The sequence below is a fragment of the Streptomyces sp. T12 genome (genome assembly GCF_028736035.1).
GTDB lineage: Bacteria > Actinomycetota > Actinomycetes > Streptomycetales > Streptomycetaceae > Streptomyces.
Genome location: NZ_CP117866.1, coordinates 2,824,177 through 2,849,844 on the forward strand (window position 1 = coordinate 2,824,177; position 25,668 = coordinate 2,849,844).

Here is a 25,668-nt window from a genome sequence, read left to right on the forward strand (position 1 = left end):
CGCCGTATCGACTTCGTACCGCAGCTCACAGCGTGAAACGCGCCACACCACCACCAGGTAACACGGGGTTCACATTCGAGCAACGGGCGGGAAATCGCCTGTTGACAGGCTCGCGGGCATCAAGAGCGGCGCCTCAGTGCCGCAGCGCCGCAGCACCCGCAAGTGCGTCAGACACACCCCCGAAGGAAGTGGCCCGTGACCTTCAAGGCTGAGTACATCTGGATCGACGGCACCCAGCCGACCGCCAAGCTCCGTTCCAAGACGAAGATCATGGCGGGCGAGCCCGTCGGTCTGGACGCGCTGCCGATCTGGGGCTTCGACGGGTCCTCCACGAACCAGGCCGAGGGCCACTCCTCGGACCGTGTCCTCAAGCCGGTCTTCACCTGCCCCGACCCGATCCGCGGCGGCGACGACATCCTCGTCCTGTGCGAGGTCCTCAACATCGACATGACGCCGCACGAGTCCAACACCCGTGCCGCGCTCACCGAGGTCGCCGAGAAGTTCGCCGCTCAGGAGCCGATCTTCGGCATCGAGCAGGAGTACACCTTCTTCCAGGACGGCTACCCGCTCGGCTTCCCCAAGGGCGGCTTCCCGGCCCCGCAGGGCGGCTACTACTGCGGCGTCGGCGCCGACGAGATCTTCGGCCGTGAGGTCGTCGAGGCCCACCTGGACAACTGCCTGGCGGCGGGTCTCGCCATCTCCGGCATCAACGCCGAGGTCATGCCCGGTCAGTGGGAGTTCCAGGTCGGCCCGGTCTCCCCGCTGGAGGTCTCCGACCACCTGTGGGTCGCCCGCTGGCTGCTCTACCGCACCGCCGAGGACTTCGGCGTCGCCGCGACGCTGGACCCGAAGCCGGTGAAGGGCGACTGGAACGGCGCCGGTGCGCACACCAACTTCTCCACGAAGGCGATGCGCGAGGGCTACGACGCGATCATCACCGCGTGCGAGTCGCTCGGTGAGGGCTCCAAGCCGCTCGACCACGTCAAGAACTACGGCGCCGGCATCGACGACCGTCTGACCGGTCTGCACGAGACCGCCCCGTGGAACGAGTACTCCTACGGCGTCTCCAACCGCGGTGCCTCGGTCCGTATCCCGTGGCAGGTCGAGCAGGACGGCAAGGGTTACATCGAGGACCGCCGTCCGAACGCCAACGTCGACCCGTACCTGGTGACGCGTCTGATCGTCGACACCTGCTGCTCCGCACTGGAGAAGGCCGGCCAGGTCTGATCCACCCAGGGGCTCCCAGAGCCCAGTAGCTCCCGAAGGGGGCGCCCACCAGGACGGTGGGCGCCCCCTTCGCGCGTGGTCAGTGGGCGTCAAGGAATCGTCCAAGCAGTGAGAGGAGGGTCCTTTCCGTGGGCGGTGTCTGCTTCAATGGGGGCATGGCCAGCTTTCCGAAGTACTCCGCGACAGGTCGCCATGACCTCGAGCCCTTCTGGCCTTCCCGTCAGCACGACGACTTCGACCGGGTGTGTTGCCGCGCGGTGAACGCGCGGGCCCTGTAAAGCCGTTACTTCCCCGGCCTTCGGCCAGCGCGAAACGACGTACGTCTCCCAACGGACTTCTCGACGGACTCCTCGACGGACTCCTCGCGCGAAAAGAGCTGACCTCTCATGGCGACCACTCGTTCTCTCTCCACCGCCACGCTCAACTCCCCCGCCCCGACCGCTTCACGGCATCATCTGCGCGCCGTGGACCGGGACGAGGTGATCGACGTCGCGGGCCTTCTGCCGCCGGGCGCCACCTGGCTGCCCGCTCCCCAGCACTCCCTGCCCACGCTCCCGGGGCAGCCGCCGATGATCGGCTACCTGGTGCTCGTCCCGGCCGACCAGCAGCCGCCGGTTCCGCCTGTTCCGCCGGCCCACGCCGTCGACGGCGACGCGCTCGTCAGCGTCGACGCCGTGCGGCGCACCGCCGCGGTCGACGGGCGGGAACTCGACCTCACCTACCTGGAGTTCGAGCTGCTCGCCCACCTGGTGGCCAACCCGCATCGCGTGCACACACGTGACCAGCTGGTCACCACGGTGTGGGGGTACGGGCACGTGGGGGACGGCCGTACCGTCGACGTCCACATCGCCCGGCTGCGCCGCAAGCTGGGCGCCGAGCACCGGGACACCATCCGGACGGTGCGTCGGGTGGGGTACAAGTACGCCCCGTCGGCCGGGCGTTGACCTGCCCGACCGCTCCCTCGAGAGCCTTCTGCTGACGGCAGAGTCCTGTTCCGTCCCGCGCTCGCACCGGGCAGAGTCGGCGGCATGAGACTTCTGGTGCTGGGTGGTACGGAGTTCGCCGGGCGGGCCGTCGTGGAGGCGGCCCTCGGGCGCGGCTGGGACGTGACCGTCTTCAACCGGGGGCGGCACGAGCCCCCGGCCGGGGTGCGGTTGCTGCGAGGTGACCGCACCGCGTCCGACGGGCTCGCCGCCCTCGCCGAGCACCCCGGCGAGTGGGACGCCGTCGTCGACACCTGGTCGGCGGCGCCCCGCGCGGTGCGGGACGCGGCGCGGCTGCTGCAGGGCCGCGCAGGGCGGTATGTGTACGTGTCGAGCCGCTCGGTGTACGCGTGGGCACCGCCCGCCGGGTACGGCGAGGACGCGCCGCTGGTGGAAGGCGCCGAGGCCGGTGCGGACCACACCGATTACCTGCGGGACAAGCGGGGCGGCGAGCTGGCCGCCGTCGAGGAGTTCGGGGCGGATCGCTCGGTGCTCGTGCGGGCGGGGCTGGTCCTCGGGCCGTACGAGAACGTCGGCCGACTGCCGTGGTGGCTCGGTCGTATCGCGCGCGGCGGGCCCGTCCTCGCGCCCGGGCCGCGGGATCTTCCGCTCCAGTACGTCGATGTCCGTGACCTCGCGGAGTGGACCCTCGGTGCGGTGGAGGGGGAGCTCAGCGGGCCGTACAACCTGACGAGCCGGCAAGGGCACACCACCATGGGTGAGTTCCTCGACGCGTGTGTCGCCACCGTCGGCGCCGACGCCGAACTGCGCTGGACCGAACCGGAAGTGATCCTGGACGCGGGCATCGAGCCGTGGACCCAGCTGCCGGTGTGGGTGCCGCCGGGCAGCGACATGCACGACGCCCTGCACAGCGCGGATGTGTCCCGGGCCGTCGCGACGGGGTTGCGCTGCCGTCCCGTCGCGGAGACCGTCGCCGACACCTGGCGGTGGCTGACGGACATCGGGGGCACGGCGCCGATGCGGCCGGACCGGACATCGAAGGGGCTCGATCCGGAGGTGGAGGCGAAGGTGCTGGCGGCCGGCGCGGATGCGCCCGGCGGGGGTGTACCTGGCACCACCTCCTGATCCGGGGGCTCGGCCCCGTGCCCCTCTCCCCCGGCTCGTCCAGACTGGCGGGCATGACGACAACAGAGACGAAGAGCGGCAGCAGGGCGCGGGGCATGGGGCTGGCGGGGGTGCGCGGACTGGGACTGGCGCTGGTGCTGTTGCCGGGGGCGGTGCTCTGCTTCACGCTCTCCTTGGTGTCCATCGCACTGATCCCGATCGGGGTCGGGATCGTCACGACGCCATGGGTGCTCACGGGGGTGCGGGCGTTCGCGGACTGGCGGCGGCTCCTCGCCGCGCAGTGGGGAGGGGTGCAGATCCCGTCGGCGTACCGGCCGATCCCACGGGAGGCCAACCCGTGGACGCGCACCTTCGCGATGCTCCGGGACCCGGCGACCTGGCGGGACCTGCGCTGGCTGCCGGTGGACATGACGGCGGGCTTCGTGACCGCACTGCTGCCTGCGGTCCTCCTGCTGTACCCGCTGGAGGGGTTCGCGCTGGCGGCCGGGTTGTGGCGGACCATGACGGGCGGGCCGTACGTCGAATACGGGCCGTACTGGTACGGGTTCGTGCCGGTCAGCGATCAGGCGTCCGCGCTCGGAGCCGGCGCGCTGGGTGCCGTCCTCCTCGTCGTCGCCCACCGGTACACTGTGAGCGCCCTCCAGCTCCACTTCCGCCTCACCCGGGGCGTCCTCACCCCCAGCCAGGCCGAACTCGCCGAGCGCGTACGGGTGTTGACAGAAACCCGGCAGGACGCCGTCGACACCTCCGCCGCCGAGCTGCGCCGCATCGAGCGGGACCTGCACGACGGGGCGCAGGCGCGGCTGGTGGCGATGGGCATGGACCTCGGGACCATCGAGATGCTGCTCGACAAGGACCCCGAGCAGGCCAAGCAGCTGCTCGCCCAGGCCCGCAAGTCCTCCGTCGACGCGCTCGCCGAGCTGCGCGACCTGGTGCGCGGCATCCACCCGCCCGTGCTCGCCGAGCGCGGACTGGGCGACGCCGTGCGGGCGTTGGCGCTGCGGCTGCCCATCACGACCGAGGTGACCGTGGAGCTGCCCGGGCGTGCGGAGGCGCCCGTGGAGTCCGCGGCGTACTTCGCGGTCAGCGAGATACTCACCAACGCCGTAAAGCACGCGGGCGCCGACCGCATCTGGATCGACCTGCACCACACGCACGACATGCTGCGCATCACCGTCACCGACAACGGCAAGGGCGGCGCGGCGATCGGGGCCGGCTCCGGCCTCGCCGGAGTCGAGCGGCGACTGGGTACATTCGACGGCGTCCTGGCCGTCAGCTCTCCCGCGGGCGGCCCCACCATGGTCACCATGGAGATTCCTTGCGCGTTGTCCTAGCCGAAGACCTGTTCCTGCTGCGCGACGGACTCGTCCGGCTCCTCCAGGCCTACGACTTCGAGATCGCGGCGGCCGTGGAGACCGGCCCCGAGCTGGCCCGGGCGCTGGCCGAGCTGGAGCCGGACGTCGCCGTCGTCGACGTACGCCTGCCGCCGACGCACACCGACGAGGGGCTGCAGTGCGCGCTGGAAGCCCGCCGCAGGAAGCCGGGGCTGCCGGTGCTGGTCCTCTCGCAGCACGTGGAGCAGCTGTACGCACGGGAGTTGCTCGCCGACGGCAGCGGTGGGGTGGGGTATCTGCTGAAGGACCGGGTGTTCGACGCGGACCAGTTCGTGGACGCCGTACGGCGGGTCGCGGCGGGCGGGACCGCGATGGACCCGCAGGTGATCCAGCAGCTGCTGACCCGGCGCGCGGCCGACGACCAGCCGCTGGCGCGGCTCACGCCCCGCGAGACGGAGGTGCTGGAGCTGATGGCGCAGGGGCGGACGAACGCGGCGATCGCCGAGCGGCTGGTCGTCACGGAACGGGCCATCGCCAAGCACACCGCCAATATCTTCGCCAAACTCGGCCTGGAGGTGTCGGACGACGACAACCGTCGCGTGCTGGCGGTTCTCGCGTATCTCGACCACGGCCGGTGAAATCGGACCCGGCCATGCACCCGCCGTGCGGGATCAACAACTCCCGGTGTTTATGGGGCTGTTGAGCACACGGCGTTCTCACGAATCTCTCAACAATTTCCGAGGCGACTGAACACCCCTGGGACGCCCTCCGTATGAAAGGGAGCCGCTTCACTCCTGTCGGGCGCCTCGATGCCCCGAAAAAGGAAGTCAGAGGAGTTCCATGGGACGCAACATTCGAAAACGCCGTACGCCGCTGGCCACCAAGGCCATAGCCGCATCGGCGGCCCTAGCGCTCGGTGGGGGCGGGCTTGTCTGGGCCAACTTCTATGCTTCGGCACACGAGGACAACTCTGGGTACAACCAGACGAAGTCCACGAACGCCCAGGTCGCCACGATCGACTGCCCGGACGTCGGCCAGCAGCTGAGTGACGTGCCGGAGAAGGCGCGGGCGGGCGTCGCCAAGGAGCTGGCGCTGCTCGACCGGCAGATCACGGAGGCCTACAAGCGTCTCGCGGACACGCGCCAGGCCCAGGCGGGGGACGCCGGCTTCGTCAACAACGCGATCCTCGGTCCGCTGAAGTCCAAGCGGACGGCCACGCTCGACCGGATCGGCATCAACATCCGGCGCGTGGGCGGAACCGCGCCGGGTGGCCTCGACCAGCTCGCCCAGTGCCAGGGCGTCCCGGCCGAGCAGCCGCAGACCAACGACGGCGGCGCCGGCGACGGTCAGAACCAGGACGGCCAGGACCAGAACCAGGACGGCCAGAACCAGGACGGTCAGGACCAGAACCAAGACGGTCAGGACCAGAACCAGGACGGTCAGGACGGTCAGGACCAGGGCAACGGCGGCCAGGCCGGCAACGGCCCGTCGGCGGACGACTTCGTGGACATCACCCAGGTCCAGGCCAACGCCCAGCTGGGCGTCGGCGCGAACGGACTTCCCGCGAACGGGGACTCCGGTTCGACGGGCAGCTTCACCACGAACTGCGGTACCAACGAGAACGAGAACCGCAACTCGGACAACGTGATCGTCGCCCCCGGTGTCTCCAACGGTGCCCAGCACCAGCACGACTACGTCGGCAACCAGGCCAACAACGCGTTCGCGAGCGACCAGGACCTGGCGAACGGCGACACGACCTGCCAGAACCAGGGCGACAAATCGTCGTACTTCTGGCCGGTGCTGCGCGTGCAGGACGGTCAGAACGACATCGACGCGAACGCCCCCGGCGGTGGTCAGGACGGCAACGTCGGCACGATCATCCAGGCCAGCGAGGCACAGCTGAAGTTCGTCGGCAACAAGACGAGCGATGTCGTCGCGATGCCGACGGCACTGCGCATCATCACCGGTGACGCCAAGTCCTTCGTCAACGGCAACGCGAACGCCAATGCCAACTGGAGCTGCACCGGCTTCGAGGACAAGGTGCAGTTGCACGACAAGCTCCCGATCTGCCCCGAGGGCAGTTCGGTGGTCCGGACGAGCAACTTCCAGAGCTGCTGGGACGGCCAGAACATCGACAGCGCCAACCACCGCACCCACGTGGCGTTCGTTCAGGCCGACGGCACCTGCGCCAACAACTTCCAGGCGATCCCCCAGCTCCAGGTCCGTCTGGTCTACGACGTGCAGGCCCCGCAGATCCAGAACGGACAGGTCCAGAACGCCTACGCGGTGGACTCCTTCCCGGACCAGCTGCACAAGGCGATCACCGACCACAACGACTTCATCAACTTCTTCGACGAGAACGTGATGAACGAGGTGGTCAACTGCATCAACAGTGGCCAGGACTGCCAGTAGTCCTGATCCGGTAGAAACAGCAGAAAGCCGGCGGTGGGAAAACCCACCGCCGGCTTTCGTCTCGTCATTGACCAGCGGGGTTCAACCGTGGTGGCTGCCGCTGTTGTGGCTGCCACCGGGGTTCATGTGCTCGGACCCCTCTTCCATGGTCCCGCCGAGCTTGCTCTGCAGCGTCGTGACCGTCTTCTCCTGGCCTACGGCGACCCACTTGCGGCCGACGAGGTAGTAGCCGCCGTAGTCCTTGGCGCCGCTCAGCCACTCGGCCTGGCCGCGGTCGGTGGCGAAGGTGGCGAGGACGTACTTCTCCTTGCCGGTCTTGCAGATGGCCTGGCGGATCTCGTCGGCGTCGGTCTGCATGTTCGGGTCGCACTTCGCCACGGCCGCCAGATGCTCCAGACTGCCGGTCGCCGTCTTGGGCACCTCGGCCTCCTTGTCGCCGCCTGAGCCACAGCCGGCCAGCGCGAGCACCGCCACCGCGCCGGTCAGCGCGAGCATCGGTCGGGTCAAAGTCATCTGTTCCTCCGGTCCATGCCGCACAGAGCCCCGGCGGGGCCCTCGTCTCCCATACGGCTGTGGCATGCGATGCGCTCAAATACGAGGCTCTCACGGGCACGGGTGTGCGAGTGTGAGCCGATGAACCAGGACTGGGAAGACCGCGTGACCGCCGCGTGGGCGACGTTCGACACCTACTCCGAGGAGGAGGCTGCCGACTTCCGCGCCGTCATCGACGCCCTCGTCGCCGAGCTGCCGGACGACAGCCCCCTGGGCCCCTTCGAGCAGGCGTGTGCCTGGGACTCGACGGGCCACTCGGACCGGGCGGTGCCGCTGTACCGGGAGGCGCTGGCGCGCGGGCTCAGTGACGTGAGCGGCTACAAGGGGCGGCGGGCCAAGATCCAGCTGTCCAGCTCGCTCAGGAACGTCGGGCAGGCCGAGGAGGGTGTCAAGCTGCTGACACCCGAGCTTGACGCGCCCTCCGACGAGCTGGACGACGCGGTACGGGCGACGCTGGCGCTGTGCCTGTCGAGCCTCGGGCGTGACCGCGAGGGGCTGTCCCTGGTGTTGGGCGCTCTCGCGCCGCATTTGCCGCGTTATCAGCGGTCGATGGCGAATTACGCCCGAGCGCTGCTGGAGTCGGCGGACTGAGCCGTCTCGGGACCGCGCCCGGGGTGGTCCGGGTAACGGTGACCAACTGACCATTCGCTCGTTCTGCTGAACGTGCAGTCACAGGATGTCGCCCCGCGCCCCGCACCCGCCTCGGCCGACCCGGTCGTCGACATCGAGCGGGCCGAGGCCGCGCTCGTCGAGCACTACCCGCGCCTCGTCCGGCTCGCCTACCTGGTGCTGCCGCCGAGCCTCGGCCGCAACCGGCGCGTGGTGACCGCGCACTCCCTCACCCAGCGCGCGCTGCCGCGGGGCCGGGCGGCGGCGTCGCCCGCGATCCCGGCCCAGTCGACCGGCCGTGACGGCGACCCCGGGTATGCCTTCGTGCGCCTGCGGGTCCTGCGTACGGCGCTGGAGGCGGGGCTGCCACTGCGGCGCCTGGCCTGGCCCAAGCGCTCCCAGCTGCCGCCCCTGCTGCCCCAGGTGTGGGGCCTGCGCCTGTTCCCCCGGTCGGGCGGCGCCGACGAACTCGCCCTGGACCAGCAGTTGTCGGCGCTGTCCGGCCCGGCGCGGGCGGCCTACGTCCTGCGCGGCCTGGAAAAGCTCAAGGACGGCGACGTACGCGAGGTCCTGACGGCGGCCGGCGTCGAGGACGTGGACGACGCGCTCGACGAGGTCGAGACCGTGGCCGCGCAGTACGCGCTGCTCGACTCCCCCGAGTTCGACCCCTGCTCACTGCAGGCCCGCCCCACCGACCTGATGCGGCGCAGGCAGCACACGAAGGCCGCGCTCGCCGCCGGGGCCGCCCTGCTGGTGTGCGGGGCACTGCTCGGCCTGCCCGGCGAGGGCTGGGGCCCGGGCAGTGCCGCCGCCCCCTCGTACGCGCAGAACCCGGCGGCCGAGGCCGCCCTCGACCCGGCCCAGTTGACGAAGGTCCCCGCCCTGGCCTGGCAGTCCTCGGCCCGCACCGACTTCTCCGTGTGGCCCGCGCGCGGCGACCTCACCGACGACTCGGCCCTGCTGCGCCGCGCCCTCGCCGTCTGGGCCCGCCCCGGCGAGACGGTCGCGGTCTCGGCGACCCCGGGCACCCCGTCGGGCGGCCCGCCCGGGGCGCCGCAGCTGCTGTACGCCGGGACCGTCGACAACGCGCACGTGGTGATCCTCCACGACGGCCTGCGCATCGTCCGCTACGCCGAACCGAAGGAGGGCACGGCCGGCGCCGCCCTGGACTTCTCCCGGGTCGACGGCGCGACCAGGGCGGAGGCGAGCGCGGTGGTGCTGAGCCGGGCCGACGGCAACGTCCGCTATCTGGTGGCGCCCTGGGTGAAGAAGGCGGCCGAGCGGGATCTGCTGAAGCCGCGTACCGGGGCGATGGATCTCACCCTGACCGACGGCATCACCTCGCCGCTGGCGAGCCCGGCCGTCCAGCAGGCCGGCCCGTGCACGTCGTGGAACGTCCTGCAGCTGACCGACAGCACCGGCACCCGCCTGCTGACCGACCTCTCCGAGCTGGTCCCGGCCCGCCTCACCACCGGCCGTCCCGGGGCGGTCAAGGACGCGTCCGGCCCGGCGGCGCTGCGCACCTGGGCGCCGTACTCATGCTGGCTGGGGCAGATGCGCTCCGCGGGCGTGCGCACGGTCAACGCCTGGGCGTTCGCCCGGCAGGCGCTGCCCGACGGGACCGGCTCGGCGGACTGGGTGTGCACGCGCACCGAGACCTGGCGGGGCGGCGGAGAGCGGGTGCTGGCCCAGTTCCGGACGCCGGGCGCGACGCAGGCGGCGGTGGCGGCGAAGGCCGAGAACGTATCGGCGTGCGGGGCGCGGGATCCGCACGTGCTGGCCGGGGTGTTGTGGAAGGCGAACACGGGCGGCTGGTACCTGCTGGCGGCGGGCGCCCGGGACACGGAGTCGATCCGCGCCACCGGCGGGGTCCGCGGCAGCGCCGAGGGCAGCCTGCTCACGGCGCGGGCCGAGCAGGGCGCGCGGGCCGAGCTGAAGGGCACGCTGGAGAGCGGGCGCACGATCAGCGGGCTGCGGTGACACCCGGTCGAGCGCCTTGCTGACGGACATGTAAATAAGGGCGTGCACGGGGGTTCACCGCGGGCTTACCCGTCAGTACATTGACGCCATGTCTAATACGCAGGACCGGATACCCCTCAAGGCCCGCAAGGTGTCCTTCTCCTGGGACGACACCCCGTTGCACTGGGTGCCCGGGGATCCCTTCACCACGCACACCATCAACGTGCTGCATCTGCTCCTGCCTGCCGGTGAGCGGTGGTTCGTGCACGTCTACAAGCAGGTGCTGCCCTACATCCGGGACGAGCGGCTCCGCGAGGACGTCATCGGGTTCATCGGGCAGGAGGCGATGCACTCGCAGGCCCATGACGAGGTGCTGCCGCACCTGCGGGAGCAGGGGCTCGATCCGACGCCGTACACCGCGCAGGTCGACTGGTTCTTCGAGAAGCTGCTCGGGGACCGTACCCTCCCGCCGGGCCGGGCGCGGCGGTGGTGGCTGATGGAGCGAGTCGCCCTCATCGCGGCGATCGAGCACTACACGGCGTTCCTCGGCAACTGGGTGCTGAACGCCGAGGAGCTGGACGACCGCGGCGCCGACCCGACCATGCTGGACCTGCTGCGCTGGCACGGCGCGGAGGAGGTCGAGCACCGGTCGGTCGCCTTCGAGCTGTTCATGCACGTCGACGGCAACTACGGGCGGCGGGCGCGGACCTGGGCCACCGCCTTCGCCACGCTGGTGTTCCTCTGGCAGCGCGGGACACGGTTCTTCATGGAGAACGATCCGACGCTCGTCGACGGGAAGGCGAGCTTCAAGGAGTTCTACGTCCGTGGGCGGCGGGGGCTGCTGCCGACGACCGGGGACATGGCACGGTCCATCCCCCGCTATCTGAGCCGGAGTTACCACCCCTCGCAGGAGGGCTCCACCGCGCAGGCCGTCGCCTATCTGGCCTCCTCCCCCGCCGCCATGGCCGCAGAGAATGGCTCCTCCTGATGCCGAAGCCGCTGACCGTCGCGGTCGTCGCCGGTGCCGCGCTGCTCACCCGGAGGGCGATGCGCCGCCGTATCCAGGCCTCGCCGCTGTGGCCGTGGCCCGCGCTGGAGGAGCCGGTCTCCGGGCGGCCCCGGTCGCGGGCGCTGCGGCTGACGGTGACCGCACGGGAGACGGTCGCCGAGGGGGTCGTACAACTCCGCCTGGAGGGCCACGACTTGCCGCGCTGGGAGGCCGGCGCGCATCTCGATCTCGTGCTGCCGTCGGGGCTGGTGCGGCAGTACTCGCTGTGCGGGGATCCGGAGGACAGCTCGTCGTACACCGTGGCGACCCGGCTGGTCGAGGACGGGCGGGGCGGCTCGCGCGAGGTGCACGAGCAGGTGCGGGAGGGGATGGAGCTCGAGGTGCGGGGGCCGCGGAACCGTTTCCCGCTCGTCGAGGCGTCGTCGTACGTGTTCGTCGCGGGCGGTATCGGGATCACCCCGATCCTGCCGATGCTGCGGGCGCTGCCCGACGGCGCCGAGTGGCGGTTGCTGTACTGCGGGCGCGACCGCGCCTCGATGCCGTTCCTGGAGGAGGTCGGGAAGCTGGGGGGCGGGGACCGGGTGACCGTCGTGGAGGGGCGGCCGGATCTCGACGCGGTCCTCGCGGACGTGCCCGAGGGTGCCGCCGTCTACTGCTGTGGGCCGGAGGGGCTGATGGCGGCGGTGCAGGAGCGGTTCCCGCGGGTCCGGCTGGAGCGGTTCACGCCCCGCGTCTCGGGAGGCGGTGCCTTCGAGGTCGAACTCCGGCGCAGCGGGCGGACGTTGACCGTGGCGGAGGACTCGACCGTCCTGGCCACCGTACGAGCCGAGCTGCCGAACACCGCGTACTCCTGCGAGCAGGGGTTCTGCGGGACCTGCCAACAGCGGGTGCTGGAGGGCGAGGTGGACCACCGGGACGGACTGCTGACGGATGCGGAGCGGGCCGACTCCATGCTGATCTGTGTGTCGCGGGCGCGGGGTGATCGACTCGTACTGGATATGTGAACACCGATGGCCGGTCCGGTCCGTTCGGGGCCGGATTCGATCGGTAAGGTGTTCGCATGACTACCGGGGTACGCCGAAGAATGGGAGTCGAGGAGCGACGGCAGCAGTTGATCGGCGTCGCCCTCGAACTGTTCAGCCAGCGCTCGCCCGACGATGTCTCCATCGACGAGATAGCGTCGGCGGCGGGCATCTCACGTCCGCTGGTCTACCACTACTTCCCCGGCAAACTCAGCCTGTACGAAGCCGCGTTGAAGCGTGCCTCGGAGGAGCTCGCGGCCCGTTTCGTCGAACCGCAGGAGGGGCCGCTGGGGGCGCGGCTGCTGCGGGTGATGCGCCGGTACTTCGACTTCGTCGACGAGCACGGCCCCGGTTTCTCCGCCCTGATGCGCGGCGGCCCGGCCGTCGGCTCGACGGCGACGAACGCGCTCATCGACTCCGTGCGGCAGGCCGCGTATGTCCAGATCCTTTCGCATCTGAACGTGGACAACCCGCCCGCGCGCCTGGAACTGGTCATCCGCTCCTGGATCTCGCTCGCCGAGTCGACGGCGCTGATCTGGCTCGACGGGCGGCGCATCCCGCGCGCCGAGCTGGAGGCCCAGCTGGTGCACGACTTCGCCGCGCTGGCCGCGGTCAGCGCCGCCTACGACGAGGAGATGGGCGCGCTGCTGCGCCGCATGCTGAAGGAGGAGCCGGCCGACGATCCGTTCAGCGACCTGATCGCCCGGCTGATCTCACTGGCGTCCTAGCGTTCGAACTTGCGGTAGGAGGGGTCGAGGTCGCGTACCTCGGCGGAGGCGTGCAGAACGAACTCGTCCTCCTCCACGTGCTTGCGCAGCAGCTCCAGGACGGCCTCGGTCAGCCTCGCCTTCGTCTCCTCGGTGCGGCCGGCGAGCAGTCCGAGCGTGACGTGCACGATCGCGTGGCCCTGCTCCTCGGGGTCCTCATAGCCGAACGCCGTGTACTCGCTCCGCCGGAACTGCGTCTTGCACGCCTCCGGCTTCGCCGCCGCGATCTCGACCGTGGCGGAGTGCAGCGCCCGCGCGAAACCCTCCCGGTCGAAGGCGTGAGCCAGTACGCCGGAATAGTCGACGGTGATCTGCGGCATGGGCACTCCTGTTCTACGGCGGCATCCGGACTCACCCTAACCGCAGCGCCAGCATCGCGATGTCGTCCTCCCCGCCCCGCCCGAAGCAGCCCAGCAGCGTGTCGCACAGCGCGTCGAGGCCGACCGGTGTCTCGGCGGCGGCCGTGCGCAGCTGTTCCATGGAGGCGGCGAGGTCGATGCCGCGGGTCTCGATGAGGCCGTCGGTGACCATGAGCAGACGGTCCCCCGGGGTCAGCACCAGCTCGCTGGGCTCGGGCCGGTCGAGGGCCAGCCCGAGCAGCGGACCGTCCACCGGGACGTACTCGGCGTCGCCCGCGTCCCGCACGACCAGCGGCGGAATGTGGCCCGCGTTGGCGATCCGGGTGTGTCCGGTGGCGGGGTCGACCAGGGCCAGGCAGACCGTGGCGGTGACATCGGGGTGGTAGTGCTGAAGCATCCGGTCCAGCCGTGCCGCGAGCGCGTCGGGGTCGCTCTCCTCGACGCAGTAGGCGCGCAGCGCGTGCCGGATCTCGACCATCACGGTGGCCGCGTCCAGCGAGTGCCCGACGACGTCCCCGACCGCGGTGAGCACCCCGCCCTCGGCGCGCAGGGCGGCGTAGAAGTCCCCGCCGATCTCGGCCCGCCGGGACGCGGGCACGTACCGGACGACTACCTCCACACCGGGCAGCGCGGGCAGCCGGTGCGGCTGGGGCAGAAAGCTGTGCTGCAGGGTGAGGGCGATGTCCCGCTCCGCCTGGTACATCAGCAGCGGCTCGGCGGCCAGCGCGGTGGCCTGGGCGAGCCGGGCGAGGAGGGCGTCGGCGGGGTCCTGCGCGGGGAGCGGCGTGGCCGGTGGAAGCCGGGGCGCGAGTGGGTCGTACACCGGGTCGTGTTCGGTGAGCGCCTCGGCCTGCGAGAGCCGGACCGCGGGGGGCTGGTACGCCGGGTCCGGTACGGCAGCCGAACATGTCGGCGTGACGACGCACACCGGTGTCCGGCCCTCCTTGGTGAGCGCCAGCACCAGGCGGGCGTCCTCCCGGACGCCGGGCCGGAAGAAACCGGCGGGCCACAGGGAGGCGGGCACGACGGTGCTGTGCACTCCGGTCCGCCCGTTCCGCTCCTGCGCGATCCGGGTGATCAGCCGTGCCGCCACCACGTGCGGGGCGGTCTCGGGCAGGGCGGTGGGGGTTCCCGCCGGGCGGGCGAAGCCGTGGCTCCGGGGCAGGTGGAGGGAGCTCGGCGAGCTGCCCCAGTGCGGTTCGCCGTCCGCGCCGATGACGAAGACGACGGCGGGTGTACCGCTGAGCCGGGCCGCCCCCGCGGCGGCCGCGTCGGCCAGCTCCCCCAGGCAGCGCGCCGTCTGCACGGTGACGATGGCCTCGGACAACAGCGTCAGCCGGTGCGCGAGCGCCTCGGCCGCGGTGCGCCGGCGCGCCCTGCGCACCGCGGCCTGGACGACGGCCTGGATCTCCCTGGGCTCGGCCGGCACGGTCAGGTAGGCGTCGGCGCCCGCGTCGAGCCCCCGGCACCGGTCCCCCGCCTCCATGGCCGTCGCCGAGAAGTGGACGACGGGCAGCGCGGCCGTGGACGGGCGGGCCTTGACCCGGCGGCACAGTTCGAAGCCGCTCATGTCCGGCAGCCCCACGTCGACGAGGGCCACGTCGGGCAGGGCGCCCGCGCGCAGCCGTACGTCGAGTTCGCTCAGCGCCTCGCCCGCGCTCGCGACCGGCACGACATCGTGTCCCGCACGACGCAGCACGGCGCCCATGGCGTAGCGGCTGGCCGAGACGTCGTCGACGACCATCACCGTCGCGCCGGACTGCCTGCCGTAACCGTCCATCGTCCGCAGCCCTCGGATACACGTGAGTGGGGCGGACCCGTGACCGGGTCCGCCCCACTCAAGTTAGCGCCGCATCAATGGGCCCGTGCGAAGACGGCGACAGTGCGCCCCGGAACGGCGAAGGTGCCCGTTTTCTGCTCGTAGGACGAGGACTTGACGATAGGGTCTGCCCCTGAGGCCTGCGCCGGATGCAGCTGGTAGCCCTCCCCGGCGAGCGAGGCGATGCGCTGCTCCTGCTTCTCGGGCGTCGCGTTGAAGACGACGACGAGGTCACCGAGCCGCATGGTGATCACACCGGGCGTCTCGTCCTTGCCGGACAGCGGGAAGGACAGTTTCGACTGCACCTGGTCGGCCGAGTCGAGGGAGAACGCGCCCTCCGTCGTACGGATCCGCAACAGGTCCTGGTACGCCGCCGAGGCGCCCTCGATCTGCCCGCAGCCGACCTGCACGGTGCCCAACAGGGGCTTGGCGTAGGGCCACTTGGACGCGTTGTCGGCCGCCATCGGCAGTCCACGTCCGAAGCCGTTGCCGTCGGCGCAGTTCCAGTGGATGGCGTTGAACCAGTCGCCGCTGTCGTAGGAGTTGCGGTCCAGCGACTTCGAGCGCAGCAGGTCGGTGCCGGCCTGGGAGAGGGCCGGGCCCTGCGAGAGGGTGGCGGTGGCCATGGCGAGGACCTGCATACGGGCGCGGTCGGCGGCGCTTGTGCCGGCGGGCAGCTTGAAGGCGAGGGCGTCGAAGAGCGACTCGTTGTCGTGGGCGTCGGCGTAGGCGAGGGCGTCGCCCGGCGCGTCCGCGTACCCGGCGGGCTGCCCGTTGTAGTCGACCTCGGCCCCGGTGACCTCCTTGCCGTCGGTGTCGGTGAAGCGGTACTTCGCGAGGTTGCCGGAGAGCCCGACCTTGATCAGGTCCTGGTAGTGCAGCAGGCGGGCCTTCTGCTCGGCCGAAGTGCCGTTGCTCTTGGAGGAGTTGGGGTCGGTGTACAGCCCGGAGGCGAAGCCCTGGACACCGGGGTCCTCGTCGAAGGGCCCGCCGCCGCGCACCGCGTCCCGGGCGCGGTCGGAGAAGGTCGCGATGCCGGTGCCGGCCATGTTCTTCTGGGTGGCCTGCACGAAGCGGGCGTCGTCGGCGACCTCGCCGAAGTTCCAGCCCTCGCCGTACAGGATGATCTTCTTGCCGTCGACGCCGTCCTTGGCGAGGGTCAGCGCGTCCAGGGCCTTGCGGACCGCCAGGATGTTGGCCTTCGGGTGGTGGCCCATCAGGTCGAAGCGGAAGCCGTCGACCTTGTACTCCTTGGCCCAGGTGACGATGGAGTCGACGACCAGCTTGCCCATCATGGCGTTCTCGGTGGCCGTGTTGGAGCAGCAGGTGCTGTTCGCGACCGAGCCGTCGGCCAGGAGCCGCTGGTAGTAGCCGGGGACGATCCGGTCCAGGACGGAGGTGTCCGCCTGCCCGCTGGCCGCCGTGTGGTTGTAGACGACGTCCATGACGACCCGCAGGCCGTCGTCGTTGAGCGCCTTGACCATCTTGCGGAACTCGACCGTGCGGCCGGTGCCGTCGGGGTCGGTGGCGTACGAGCCCTCGGGGACCGTGTAGTGGTACGGGTCGTAGCCCCAGTTGAAGGCGTCCTTCGCGGCGATCTTCGCCACGCACTCCTGCTGCTTGTCGGAGTCGGCGGGGAAGGAGGCCAGGTCGCAGTCGGTGACCGCCTGGTCGGACTTCTTCTCGGGGATCGTGGCGATGTCGAAGGCGGGCAGGAGGTGGACGTACGACGTGCCCGACTTCGCCAGCTCACGCAGGTGCTGGGAGCCGTCGCTGTCCTTGTCGGTGAAGGCGAGGTAGGTGCCCCGGTCCCTGGCCGTCTTGTCGGCGACCGAGAAGTCCCGGATGTGCAGCTCCTGGATCTGCGCGTCCTTCAGCGGTACGGCCTTGGGCTTGGTGTACGAGGACCAGCCGCTCGGGGCAAGGGACCTGTCGTCCAGGTCGACGACGAGGCTGCGCTCGGAGTCGGTGGTCAGGGCGACCGAGTAGGGGTCGGTGACCTTGTTGGTGACGACCTTCTGGACGCTGGGCGCCCAGACCTTCACGACGTACCGGTAGGGCTTGTTCTTCCAGGACCTGGGGCCGGTGACGGACCAGACACCGGTGGCGGCGTCGCGCTTCGTCCGCACTGTGGAGCCGTCGAGCTCCAGGGCGACGCTCTGCGCGGTCGGCGCCCACACGGCCAGGGTGGGCCGGCCGCTCTTGTCGAAGGTCGGCCCGAGGTCGGCCTTGGTCGCGCCGGGGTAGAGGTCGTCGAGTACGCCGGCGATCTGGACTCCGGTCGCCGCGAGCACGGCGCCGTTCGCGGCCCGCTGGGAGGCGACGACCTGGCCGGCGAGGGCCTCGCGGACCCGGTCGCGGTCGCGCGGGTCGACGGTCCAGGCGGTGTAGTCCTTCAGGTGCGGGAACTTCGCCTTCTGGGCGTCGGTGAAGCTGGTCTTGGACAGCCGCAGCCAGCGCTCGTCGTCGCTGGTCAGCGCGCCGTCCTTCACCGCGATGGAGCCGCTGCGGCTGTAGAGCAGCTGAGTGGAGGCGGCGGCCTCGGAGCCGTTCCAGGCGAGGGTGTTCCGGTCGATCCAGACCGCCTTGGAGGTGCTCAGGTCGAGCGCGGCCGCGGAGCCCGCGGGCTGCGGGAGCAGGTACTTCTCCTGGCCGCTCAACAGCCACACCTCATGGCCGTTCGCCGTGAGGTCGAGCGACTGGTCGGTGGGCAGGTCCTTCTCGTCGCCCTTGTGGAGGATGTAGCTGAGACTGGTGGCACCGTCGGTGAGCGGTACCTCGAAGACTGCGCCATAGCTGTCAGTCTTGACCGGCTTCAGGGGGTTCGACCAGTCGGTGGGGTTCGCGGCGCCCGTCCAGACGTGCAGGCCCCAGCCGTCGTAGTTCCCGTCGGCGCGGTGGTAGTGCAGGACGGCCTTGGTCTTGTCCGGGGCCGGGTAGTCGGCCGCCGGCTTCTCCGTGCGTACGTCCGTCTTGCCCTGCTCGATCCAGACCTCGCCGGTCTTGGTGACGTCGATCGTGCGGTCGGCGGAGACGTCCTTGTTGCCGTCCTTGTCGATGACGAGGAAGCCGACGCTGGAGGCGCCGGGCTTCAGCTTGACGTAGGCGAAGGCCCCGTAGGCGTCACGGCCGACGAAGGGGTGGCTGTCGGGCCAGTTAGTGGACTCGCCGTCGGCGAGGTCGCCCCAGGCGTACAGGCCCCAGTTCGCGTAGTCGCCGTCGGTGCGCTTGTAGTGGACGACCGCGTAGTCGCGGGAGGCGGCGGAGGGGATCTCGGGAGCGGGCGGGGTGCCGGTGGTGCTCTCGGCCGTCGCGCTCGCCGTGCGGCCGGCGGAGTCGATCACGACCGCCTTGTAGCGCAGGGCGGTGCCGGCCGGTACGTCCTTGCCGATGGCCTGCGTAACCTTGTACGGGGCGTGGTCGGCCGAGCCGAGGGTCTTCCACTTGCCGCCTCCGACCTGGGCGGCGAAGACGACGCGGTTGAGCTGTCCCCCGTCGACGTCGGCGCCGATCTCCACCGTGCCGGTGGCGCCGGTGGCGGGGGCCTTGAGGGTGAGCGTCGGCTCGGTGGTCGGCTCGGCGGGCTTGCCGGCCGCCTTGAGGACGATCGCCGAGCCGGCCGGGACGGTGACGGTGAGCTTCTTGTCGGCGTCGGACTCCGCCTTCGCCCGGGTGCCGTAGATGCCCGTGTACGTCATGTCCGCGGAGCCGACCGGGACGGTCGCCGTCTTGGCGTCGCCGGCGTTGTTGAAGGCGACGAGGTACTCGGTGCCCGACTTGGCGGCGGTGCGGGAGAAGGCGTAGATCCCGGCGCCGTCGGCCGCGTAGCGCTCGGTCTGGACGCCGTCGGCGAGGGCCGGGTTGGCCTTGCGGAGCTTGGCGAGGGCGCTGATCTGCTGGTACAGCGGCGCACTTGTGTCGTAGGCGTCGCTCGCGTGCGTGCGGTCGGTGCCGATCTCGTCGTCGTCGAGGTAGTCGGCGGTCTTGGAGGCGAACATGGTCTGGCGGGCGTCCTTGTCGCCGCCGGCGCCGGTGAAGCCCTGCTCGTCGCCGTAGTAGACGACCGGGTTGCCGCGGCTGAGGAACATCAGCTCGTTGGCGAGCCTGTCCTTGGCGAGGAGCTCGGCGTCGGTGGCCTTCGGGTTGTCCTGGTTCAGGAAGTACCCGAGGCGGCCCATGTCGTGGTTGCCGAGGAAGGTGACCTGCTCGTAGGCGTTGGCCTTGTCGGTCGTGTACTTGTAGTCGTCGCCGAAGACGCCCGCCAGCTTCTTCGCGCTGCCGCCCTGCGAGGCGTACTGGCGTGCCGCCTCCTGGAAGGGGAAGTCGAGCGTGGCGTCGAGGCGGCCCTGGGTGACGTACGGGGCGGTGATGTTCGTGTCGGCGGAGTACACCTCGCCGAACATGAAGAAGTCGTCGCGGCCCTGCTGGGCGGCGTAGGAGTCGAGGGCCGTGGCCCACTGGGTCCAGAACTCCGTGTTGACGTGCTTCACGGTGTCGATCCGGAAGCCGTCGATGTCGAAGTCCCTGACCCAGCGCTGGTAGATCTTCTCCATGCCCGACACGACCTCGGGACGCTCGGTCCACAGGTCGTCGAGGCCGCCGAAGTCGCCGTGCGTGGAGCTCTCACCGGCGAAGGTGGAGTCGCCGCGGTTGTGGTACATCGTCGGGTCGTTGAGCCACGACGGGACCTTGACGTTCTTCTTCGCGGCGGCGACGGCCGGGGTGCGCGGGAAGGAATCGGTGTCGACCGCGGGGAACTTGGACTTGCCGTCCGCGTAGTCGGCGTCGTCGAAGGGCTCGCCGTCCTTCGTCAGGTACGGGAAGGCGCCCTTGGAGAGGTAGTCGTACGACTTCTCCTCATAGTCGACGACATCGGCGGTGTGGTTGGTGATGACGTCGAAGAAGACCTTCATGCCCTTGGCGTGGGCCTTGGAGATGAGGTTCTCCAGGTCCTTGTTCGTGCCGAAGTGCGGGTCGACCTGGGTGAAGTCGGTGATCCAGTAACCGTGGTAGGCGGCGGAGGCGTTGCTCCCCGTCCCCTGCACGGGCTGGTTCTTGAAGATCGGCGCCATCCAGATGGAGGTGGTGCCTAGGCCCTTGATGTAGTCGAGGTTCTTGGTCAGGCCCTTGAGGTCGCCACCCTGGTAGAACCCCTTGTCGGTGGGGTCGTAGCCGGTGGAGAGGCGGGAGCCGGTGAGGCCGCCCTTGTCGTTGCTCGCGTCGCCGTTGGCGAAACGGTCCGGCAGGACGAAGTAGAACTGCTCGCGGGTGGCGTCGTGCCGGGCGGGCTCGGCGGCGAGCTTGGCGTCGGACGGGGGCGGAGGCGGAGTGTCCGCCCCCGCCGCGAGAGGCTGGACGAGTGCTGCGGCCAGCGCGGTCACGGTGACCGCGGCGACCCGTCCGGCATGAGCGGTTCGGCGCCTCGACGGCGTCGGCCATCTCGGTATCACAGATGGACTCCTTGCGATTGCGGCTCTCTTGGGTCCGACCCCGCGTGACCGTATCGCCGTCGAAAGCCTTACAGCAAGAGGCTTGAAACCATCGGTAAGACTTTTCAGTCGGGTGCTCAGCAGGCGGAGTTGCTCTGCGTCAGCAGACCGGGCTTCCAGGGCATCTCGCCGTGGCTGATGTCATCCTTGTCACGCGCACGGCAACTCCTATCGCTTGATGGTGTAGGTGACGAGGGAACGGGCCGGAACCGTGGCCGTGAGCACGCCCCCGCTCACGGGGACGGCGGCCTGTGGGGCGGTACTGCTGGAGCCGTTGGTGAGGTACGGCGTCGCGGTCCCGGTCGTGATGCCGGTGTTCTGCAGGCCGTACGACACCTGCTGGGCGCCGGTACCCGCGTTGAGCGCGACGACGGTCAGCGTGCCGTCGGTGTTGCGGAAGGCCGACAGCCTGAGGTTGGCGTCGGGGGTCGTGGCGGCGATGCGGGTGGCCCCGGGGCGGATGAAGCGGCTGTAGTTGGCGATCGCCCAGAGCCGCTTCGACACGTGGTAGTTCGCGCCGTCCATCTGGATCAGGCCGCGGGTGGCGCCGACCGAGGCGCCGTACCAGTACACATAGCCGCTGGTGTTGCCCTTGGTGAGGGCGTCGTGGACGGCGGAGGCGACGGTGAACCCGTCGTAGCCGCTGCCGTCGTCCCAGTTCTCGTTCCAGGTGGTGCCGTTGGGCGACCACTCCGACATCCAGGTGCGCTTCTGGGTCGGCAGCGGGCCGTCGACCGGGCTCGCGTAGGTGTGGCCGGTGTGGGTGGCCACGTAGTTCCGGGCCGTCGCGTCGGCCTCGATCGCGCTCGTGTAGGCCTTCTGCTGGTTCCAGCCGAGGGAATCGCAGCAGGCGACCTTGTACCCGGCCGCGTTCGCGATCGGCCCGAAGACCTTGGTGAACTCGACCGCCTGGGCGGGAGTGAGCCGCATGGAGTCGTACGTCGCCGTCCAGTCGGGCTCGTTGGTGAAGCCGAGGTCGGTGACCTGGATGCCCTCCTGGCCGTAGAACCTCGCCCACTGGACCAGGAAGTTCGCGTACGCCCTGCGCCAGTCGCCGCTCGCGCAGGAGGCGCCGCTCAGCCCGCACAGGGTCCCGCCGTTCGCGTCCGTCCCGTTGGTCTTCATGTAGCCGGGGGCGGTCCACGCGTCGGCGTAGAAGCGGTTCACGCCGTACGCCTTGGCCTGCTGGGCGAGCCACACCTGGCCCTTGTCCTGGCGGTCCCAGACGTACTTCGGGGTCGCGTTCGGGCCGCCGGGGTCGGTGGGCTGGATGCCCGAGTCGATGCCGAGGCGCAGGATGCTGAGGCCGGCGCCGGTGGTGCGGTTGAGCAGCAGGTCGAGGATCTCGCGCTGTTTCTGGGCCGGTAAGCCCTGCGAGCCGCGCATGATGTCGGCCCGTCCGAAGTGCTCGGAGAAGCCGAAGCCGTCGATGGGCTGGTAGGTGGTGGAGGCGTTGATGGTGGCCGTGGTGGCGGCCCAGGCGTTCGGGGTGCCCGTGGCGGTGAAGCCGGCTGCGGTGAGGAGGACGGACAGCGACGTCACTGCCCACTTTCTGAGTCTGCGTGTCATGGTCCGCCAATCGTGGGAGCGCTCCCATATACGAGGCGGAAGGTAGGGCGATGCCCGGAACACGTCAACCCCTCGCGTACCGCACGGCACACGAGGGGTTGAGGGCACAGCTCAGCAGCTGGACTTGCCGGTGTATATCGCCAGGGCGGTGTTGGCGCCCAGGGTGGCGGTGAACTGGCCGCTCGAGTTCACGGTCACCGTCGTGTTGTTCTGCACATTGCAGTACGTGCCCGCCGCGAGGGACGTCTGGTAGGTGCGGGTCAGGCTGCTCGACTCGTGGTTGATGGCCACGTAGCCCTTGCTGCCCCGCCCGAACGCGATGGCGTCGCCGCCGTTGTCCCACCAGTTGGTGACCGACTCGCCGCGGGTGGCGTTGCGGAAGGCGACCATGCGGATGATCTCCGGCCAGGCGTGCTGGCACTTCCAGCCGTCCTGCCAGCAGGCGGTCACCGAGCCGCTGTTGGGCGGTCCGGCGTCCGCGTCGGACCACTCGTAGCCGGAGTTGATGTCCGGGGCGCCGTACGGGTAGGCGAGCATGAAGACGTTGGCCAGCGTGTAGTTGGCGCCGTCCTTGTAGTTGAGCGTGGAGCCGTTGCGCTCGGTGTCGTGGTTGTCGACGAAGACACCGGAGACGCCGCTGCTCATGTAGCCCCAGCCCTCGCCGTAGTTCTTCAGATAGGCGAGGTTCTCGTTGTTGAAGACCCGCTTGAGGTCGTAGGCGTAGCGGAACTCCTGGACGTCGCCGTTGCCCGTGTACTCGGTCGGCTGGACGGCCTCCCCGCTGCCGTAGATGACCTCCTGCTTCCAGTACGCCGACGGATTGCTCAGCCGGGACTTGATGTTGGCGAGGTCGGCGGTGTCGATGTGCTTGGCCCCGTCGATGCGGAAGCCGTCGACACCGAGCGAGAGCAGGTCGTTTATGTAGCCGGCGATGGCGCCGCGGACGTACGACTCACCGGTGTCCAGGTCGGCGAGGCCCACCAGTTCGCAGTGCTGGACGTTCCAGCGGTCCTGGTAGTTGTTGATCTGGCTCGTGCAGTCGTCGAAGTCGGACGACGAGTACAGGCCCGGGTAGTTGTACTTCGTGTACGACGAGCCGCCGGTCCCGGTGCCGCTGCCCGCCGACATGTGGTTGATGACTGTGTCGACGACGACCTTCACACCGGCCGCGTGGCAGGTGTTGACCATGTTCTGGAAGGCCGTGCGGTCGCCGAGGCGGCCCGCGATCTTGTAGCTGACGGGCTGGTACGACGTCCACCACTGCGCGCCCTGTATGTGCTCGGCGGGCGGGGAGACCTGCACGTATCCGTAGCCCGCGGGGCCGAGGGTGTTGGTGCACTCCCTCGCCACCGAGGCGAAGTTCCACTCGAAGAGGACGGCGGTGACGTCCTTGGCGCCGGGCGGGGAGGCGTGGGCGGTGGCGGGCGCGGCGACCGCTGCCGCCGCGGCGAGCGCGAGCGCGCTCGCGAGGGTTCTGTTGCTGGCCATGTGGGGTCCTTCTTCGTTGAAGGTTCTTGCTGCAACATTTCAGAAACCTTGCAGTGGCCAGATGTTAAAGGCCCGCTGCCCAAAAGGGCAGCGGGCCGTGTGAAATTCAACGAAAGAAGTTGCGGAGCGGACCAGCCGTCAGGCCGTCGTCCACCACACCGTCGTGTCCGCCGGCACCTTCGTCTCGCCGTCCGCCTCGGTGATCTCGCCGCTGGTGAGCAGCACGCGGCCGTGGGACGGGAGCGTCACGGACTCGCCGCTCGTGTTGGCGACGCAGACGAACTCGCCGCGGCGGAAGGCCAGGACGCCCTCGGGTGCGCGCAGCCACTCCACCGACTCGCCGGCGCCGAGGTCGGGCTGCTCACGGCGGACGGCGAGCGCGGAGCGGTACAGCTCCAGGGTGGAGTCGGGGTCGCCGGTCTGCGCCTCGATGCTCAGCTCGCCCCAGCCCTCCGGCTGCGGCAGCCAGCTGCCGCCGGCGCCGAAGCCGTACGACGAGCCCTCGCGCGTCCACGGGATCGGGACGCGGCAGCCGTCGCGGAAGCCGTCCTGGCCCTCGCCCCGGAAGTACGCCGGGTCCTGGCGGACCTCGTCGGGGAGGTCGACGACGTCCGGCAGGCCCAGCTCCTCGCCCTGGTAGACGTACGCCGAACCCGGCAGCGCGAGCATGAGGAGGGTGGCGGCGCGGGCGCGGCGCAGGCCCAGGGCGCGGTCGCCGGCCGTGCGGATCTGGGTGCCGAGGCCGGGCGGGTTGGCGAAGCGCGTCGCGTGGCGGGTGACGTCGTGGTTGGACAGAACCCACGTCGCCGGGGCGCCGACCGGGCGCATCGCCTCCAGGGTGCGGTCGACGACCTCGCGGAGCTCGGCGGCGTCCCAGTCCGTCGACAGGTACTGGAAGTTGAAGGCCTGGTGGAGTTCGTCCGGGCGGACGTAGTTCGCGGTGCGCTCGACGGTCGGGGTCCACGCCTCCGCGACGAAGATGCGCTCGCCCGCGTACTCGTCGAGGATCGTGCGCCACTGGCGGTAGATGGCGTGCACGCCGTCCTGGTCGAAGAACGGCATGACATCGTTGCCCAGCAGCTTGACCTGATCGTGGGATCCGAGGTCCGGCAGCCCCTCCGCCTTCACCAGGCCGTGGGCCACGTCGATACGGAAGCCGTCGACGCCGATGTCCAGCCAGAACCGGAGGATCGAGCGGAACTCGTCGCCCACCGCCGGGTGCTCCCAGTTGAAGTCGGGCTGCTCGGGGGCGAAGAGGTGCAGGTACCACTCGCCGGGCGTGCCGTCGGGCTCGGTGACCCGCGTCCACGCCGGGCCGCCGAAGATGGACTCCCAGTCGTTGGGCGGCAGTTCGCCGTCCGTGCCCTTGCCGGGGCGGAAGTGGTAGCGGTCCCGCAGCGGGGAGCCGGGGCCGTCCGCGACCGCCCGCTTGAACCATTCGTGCTGGTCGGAGGAGTGGTTGGGGACCAGGTCGACGATGATCCTGAGCCCCAGCCCGTGGGCGTCGCGGATCAGCGCGTCCGCGTCGAGCAGGTTGCCGAACATGGGGTCGACGGCCCGGTAGTCGGCGACGTCGTAGCCGGCGTCGGCCTGCGGGGAGGCGTAGAAGGGGCTGAGCCACACGGCGTCCACACCGAGGTCGCGCAGGTACGGCAGGCGGGAGCGTACGCCTTCCAGGTCGCCCATGCCGTCGCCGTTGCTGTCGGCGAAGCTGCGCGGATAGACCTGGTAGATCACCGCGTCCCGCCACCAGTCACGGCGCTTGGCGACGGTGGCGACGGCCGCTGCGGAGGTGGGGGTCGGGGCCGGGGCTGCGGAGTGCTGGCTCATGGCGTCCTTGGTACGTAACGGAGTTCGAGTCATGGATGAATGGTGCGGCTTGCAGGTTTTCGGCGGTTTACGGAACCCTCGGAATTCTTCGGCGCACGGATGTGAGGCGGCCGCGGTGACAGCGGGGTCGGATGGGCACCGCGGCCGCCACCCG

General features: G+C 70.3%; 18 protein-coding genes. 11 read left to right on the forward strand and 7 right to left on the reverse strand.

Going from position 1 to position 25,668, the window contains the following annotated elements; genetic code table 11:
- The first annotated feature begins 195 nt into the window (after positions 1-195).
- The 6 genes from glnII to PBV52_RS12590 all read left to right on the forward strand — a co-directional run bounded on the left by glnII (position 196) and on the right by PBV52_RS12590 (position 7,042).
- A complete protein-coding gene (glnII, locus tag PBV52_RS12565) occupies positions 196-1,227 on the forward strand; it encodes a glutamine synthetase (RefSeq protein WP_274238422.1) in 1,032 nt (343 codons plus the stop codon).
- A gap of 386 nt (positions 1,228-1,613) precedes the next feature.
- On the forward strand, positions 1,614-2,171 hold the full coding sequence (locus PBV52_RS12570; protein ID WP_274238423.1) for a winged helix-turn-helix domain-containing protein: 558 nt from the start codon (positions 1,614-1,616) through the stop codon (positions 2,169-2,171).
- An 84-nt stretch (positions 2,172-2,255) separates the two neighbouring features.
- Positions 2,256-3,296, forward strand: a complete 1,041-nt coding sequence (locus PBV52_RS12575; protein ID WP_274238424.1) for an SDR family oxidoreductase — start codon at positions 2,256-2,258, stop codon at positions 3,294-3,296.
- 53 nt (positions 3,297-3,349) lie between these two features.
- Complete coding sequence (locus PBV52_RS12580) at positions 3,350-4,630, forward strand: sensor domain-containing protein (protein ID WP_274238425.1); 1,281 nt, start codon at positions 3,350-3,352, stop codon at positions 4,628-4,630.
- Positions 4,615-5,268 carry a response regulator transcription factor gene (locus tag PBV52_RS12585; protein WP_274238426.1) on the forward strand — a complete coding sequence of 218 codons (654 nt, stop codon included), beginning with the start codon at positions 4,615-4,617 and terminating at the stop codon, positions 5,266-5,268. The genes PBV52_RS12580 and PBV52_RS12585 overlap by 16 nt, the downstream gene beginning before the upstream one ends.
- 202 nt (positions 5,269-5,470) lie before the next feature.
- Complete coding sequence (locus tag PBV52_RS12590) at positions 5,471-7,042, forward strand: DUF1996 domain-containing protein (RefSeq protein ID WP_274238427.1); 1,572 nt, start codon at positions 5,471-5,473, stop codon at positions 7,040-7,042.
- A gap of 81 nt (positions 7,043-7,123) precedes the next feature.
- Here the strand turns inward: PBV52_RS12590 and PBV52_RS12595 are convergent, their stop codons facing one another.
- Positions 7,124-7,555, reverse strand: a complete 432-nt coding sequence (locus PBV52_RS12595; RefSeq protein ID WP_274238428.1) for a hypothetical protein — start codon at positions 7,553-7,555, stop codon at positions 7,124-7,126.
- Positions 7,556-7,675: 120 nt separating this feature from the next.
- On the opposite strand from PBV52_RS12595, the gene PBV52_RS12600 reads away from it, so the two are divergent.
- The 5 genes from PBV52_RS12600 (at position 7,676) to PBV52_RS12620 (ending at position 12,921) form a co-directional block, all read left to right on the forward strand.
- Positions 7,676-8,185 carry a tetratricopeptide repeat protein gene (locus PBV52_RS12600; RefSeq protein WP_274238429.1) on the forward strand — a complete coding sequence of 170 codons (510 nt, stop codon included), beginning with the start codon at positions 7,676-7,678 and terminating at the stop codon, positions 8,183-8,185.
- A 72-nt stretch (positions 8,186-8,257) separates the two neighbouring features.
- Complete coding sequence (locus PBV52_RS12605; RefSeq protein WP_274238430.1) at positions 8,258-10,183, forward strand: hypothetical protein; 1,926 nt, start codon at positions 8,258-8,260, stop codon at positions 10,181-10,183.
- An 88-nt stretch (positions 10,184-10,271) separates the two neighbouring features.
- The gene (locus PBV52_RS12610; protein ID WP_274238431.1) at positions 10,272-11,150 is read left to right on the forward strand and encodes a metal-dependent hydrolase; all 879 of its coding nucleotides are present in this window, start codon (positions 10,272-10,274) and stop codon (positions 11,148-11,150) included.
- A complete protein-coding gene (locus tag PBV52_RS12615; protein ID WP_274238432.1) occupies positions 11,150-12,175 on the forward strand; it encodes a PDR/VanB family oxidoreductase in 1,026 nt (341 codons plus the stop codon). Before PBV52_RS12610 ends, PBV52_RS12615 begins: the two co-directional genes overlap by 1 nt.
- 56 nt (positions 12,176-12,231) lie before the next feature.
- Positions 12,232-12,921, forward strand: a complete 690-nt coding sequence (locus PBV52_RS12620; protein WP_274238433.1) for a TetR/AcrR family transcriptional regulator — start codon at positions 12,232-12,234, stop codon at positions 12,919-12,921.
- Here PBV52_RS12620 and PBV52_RS12625 read toward each other — a convergent pair.
- The 6 genes from PBV52_RS12625 to PBV52_RS12650 form a co-directional block, all read right to left on the reverse strand.
- Entirely contained in the window at positions 12,918-13,280 is a 363-nt protein-coding gene (locus PBV52_RS12625) for a 5-carboxymethyl-2-hydroxymuconate Delta-isomerase (protein WP_274238434.1), read from the reverse strand. The genes PBV52_RS12620 and PBV52_RS12625 overlap by 4 nt on opposite strands.
- Positions 13,281-13,311: 31 nt before the next feature.
- Positions 13,312-15,099: a fused response regulator/phosphatase gene (locus PBV52_RS12630; protein WP_274238435.1), complete on the reverse strand. Its 1,788-nt coding sequence runs from the start codon at positions 15,097-15,099 to the stop codon at positions 13,312-13,314.
- 74 nt (positions 15,100-15,173) lie between these two features.
- Positions 15,174-20,588: a pullulanase-type alpha-1,6-glucosidase gene (gene pulA / locus PBV52_RS12635; RefSeq protein WP_274238436.1), complete on the reverse strand. Its 5,415-nt coding sequence runs from the start codon at positions 20,586-20,588 to the stop codon at positions 15,174-15,176.
- Between the two features lie 207 nt (positions 20,589-20,795).
- The gene (locus tag PBV52_RS12640) at positions 20,796-22,196 is read right to left on the reverse strand and encodes a glycoside hydrolase family 30 beta sandwich domain-containing protein (protein WP_274238437.1); all 1,401 of its coding nucleotides are present in this window, start codon (positions 22,194-22,196) and stop codon (positions 20,796-20,798) included.
- 111 nt (positions 22,197-22,307) lie between these two features.
- Positions 22,308-23,684: an alpha-amylase family protein gene (locus PBV52_RS12645; RefSeq protein WP_274238438.1), complete on the reverse strand. Its 1,377-nt coding sequence runs from the start codon at positions 23,682-23,684 to the stop codon at positions 22,308-22,310.
- A 138-nt stretch (positions 23,685-23,822) separates the two neighbouring features.
- Positions 23,823-25,514 (reverse strand): glycoside hydrolase family 13 protein, encoded by a 1,692-nt coding sequence (locus PBV52_RS12650; RefSeq protein ID WP_274238439.1) that lies wholly within the window; start codon positions 25,512-25,514, stop codon positions 23,823-23,825.
- Positions 25,515-25,668: the final 154 nt, after the last annotated feature.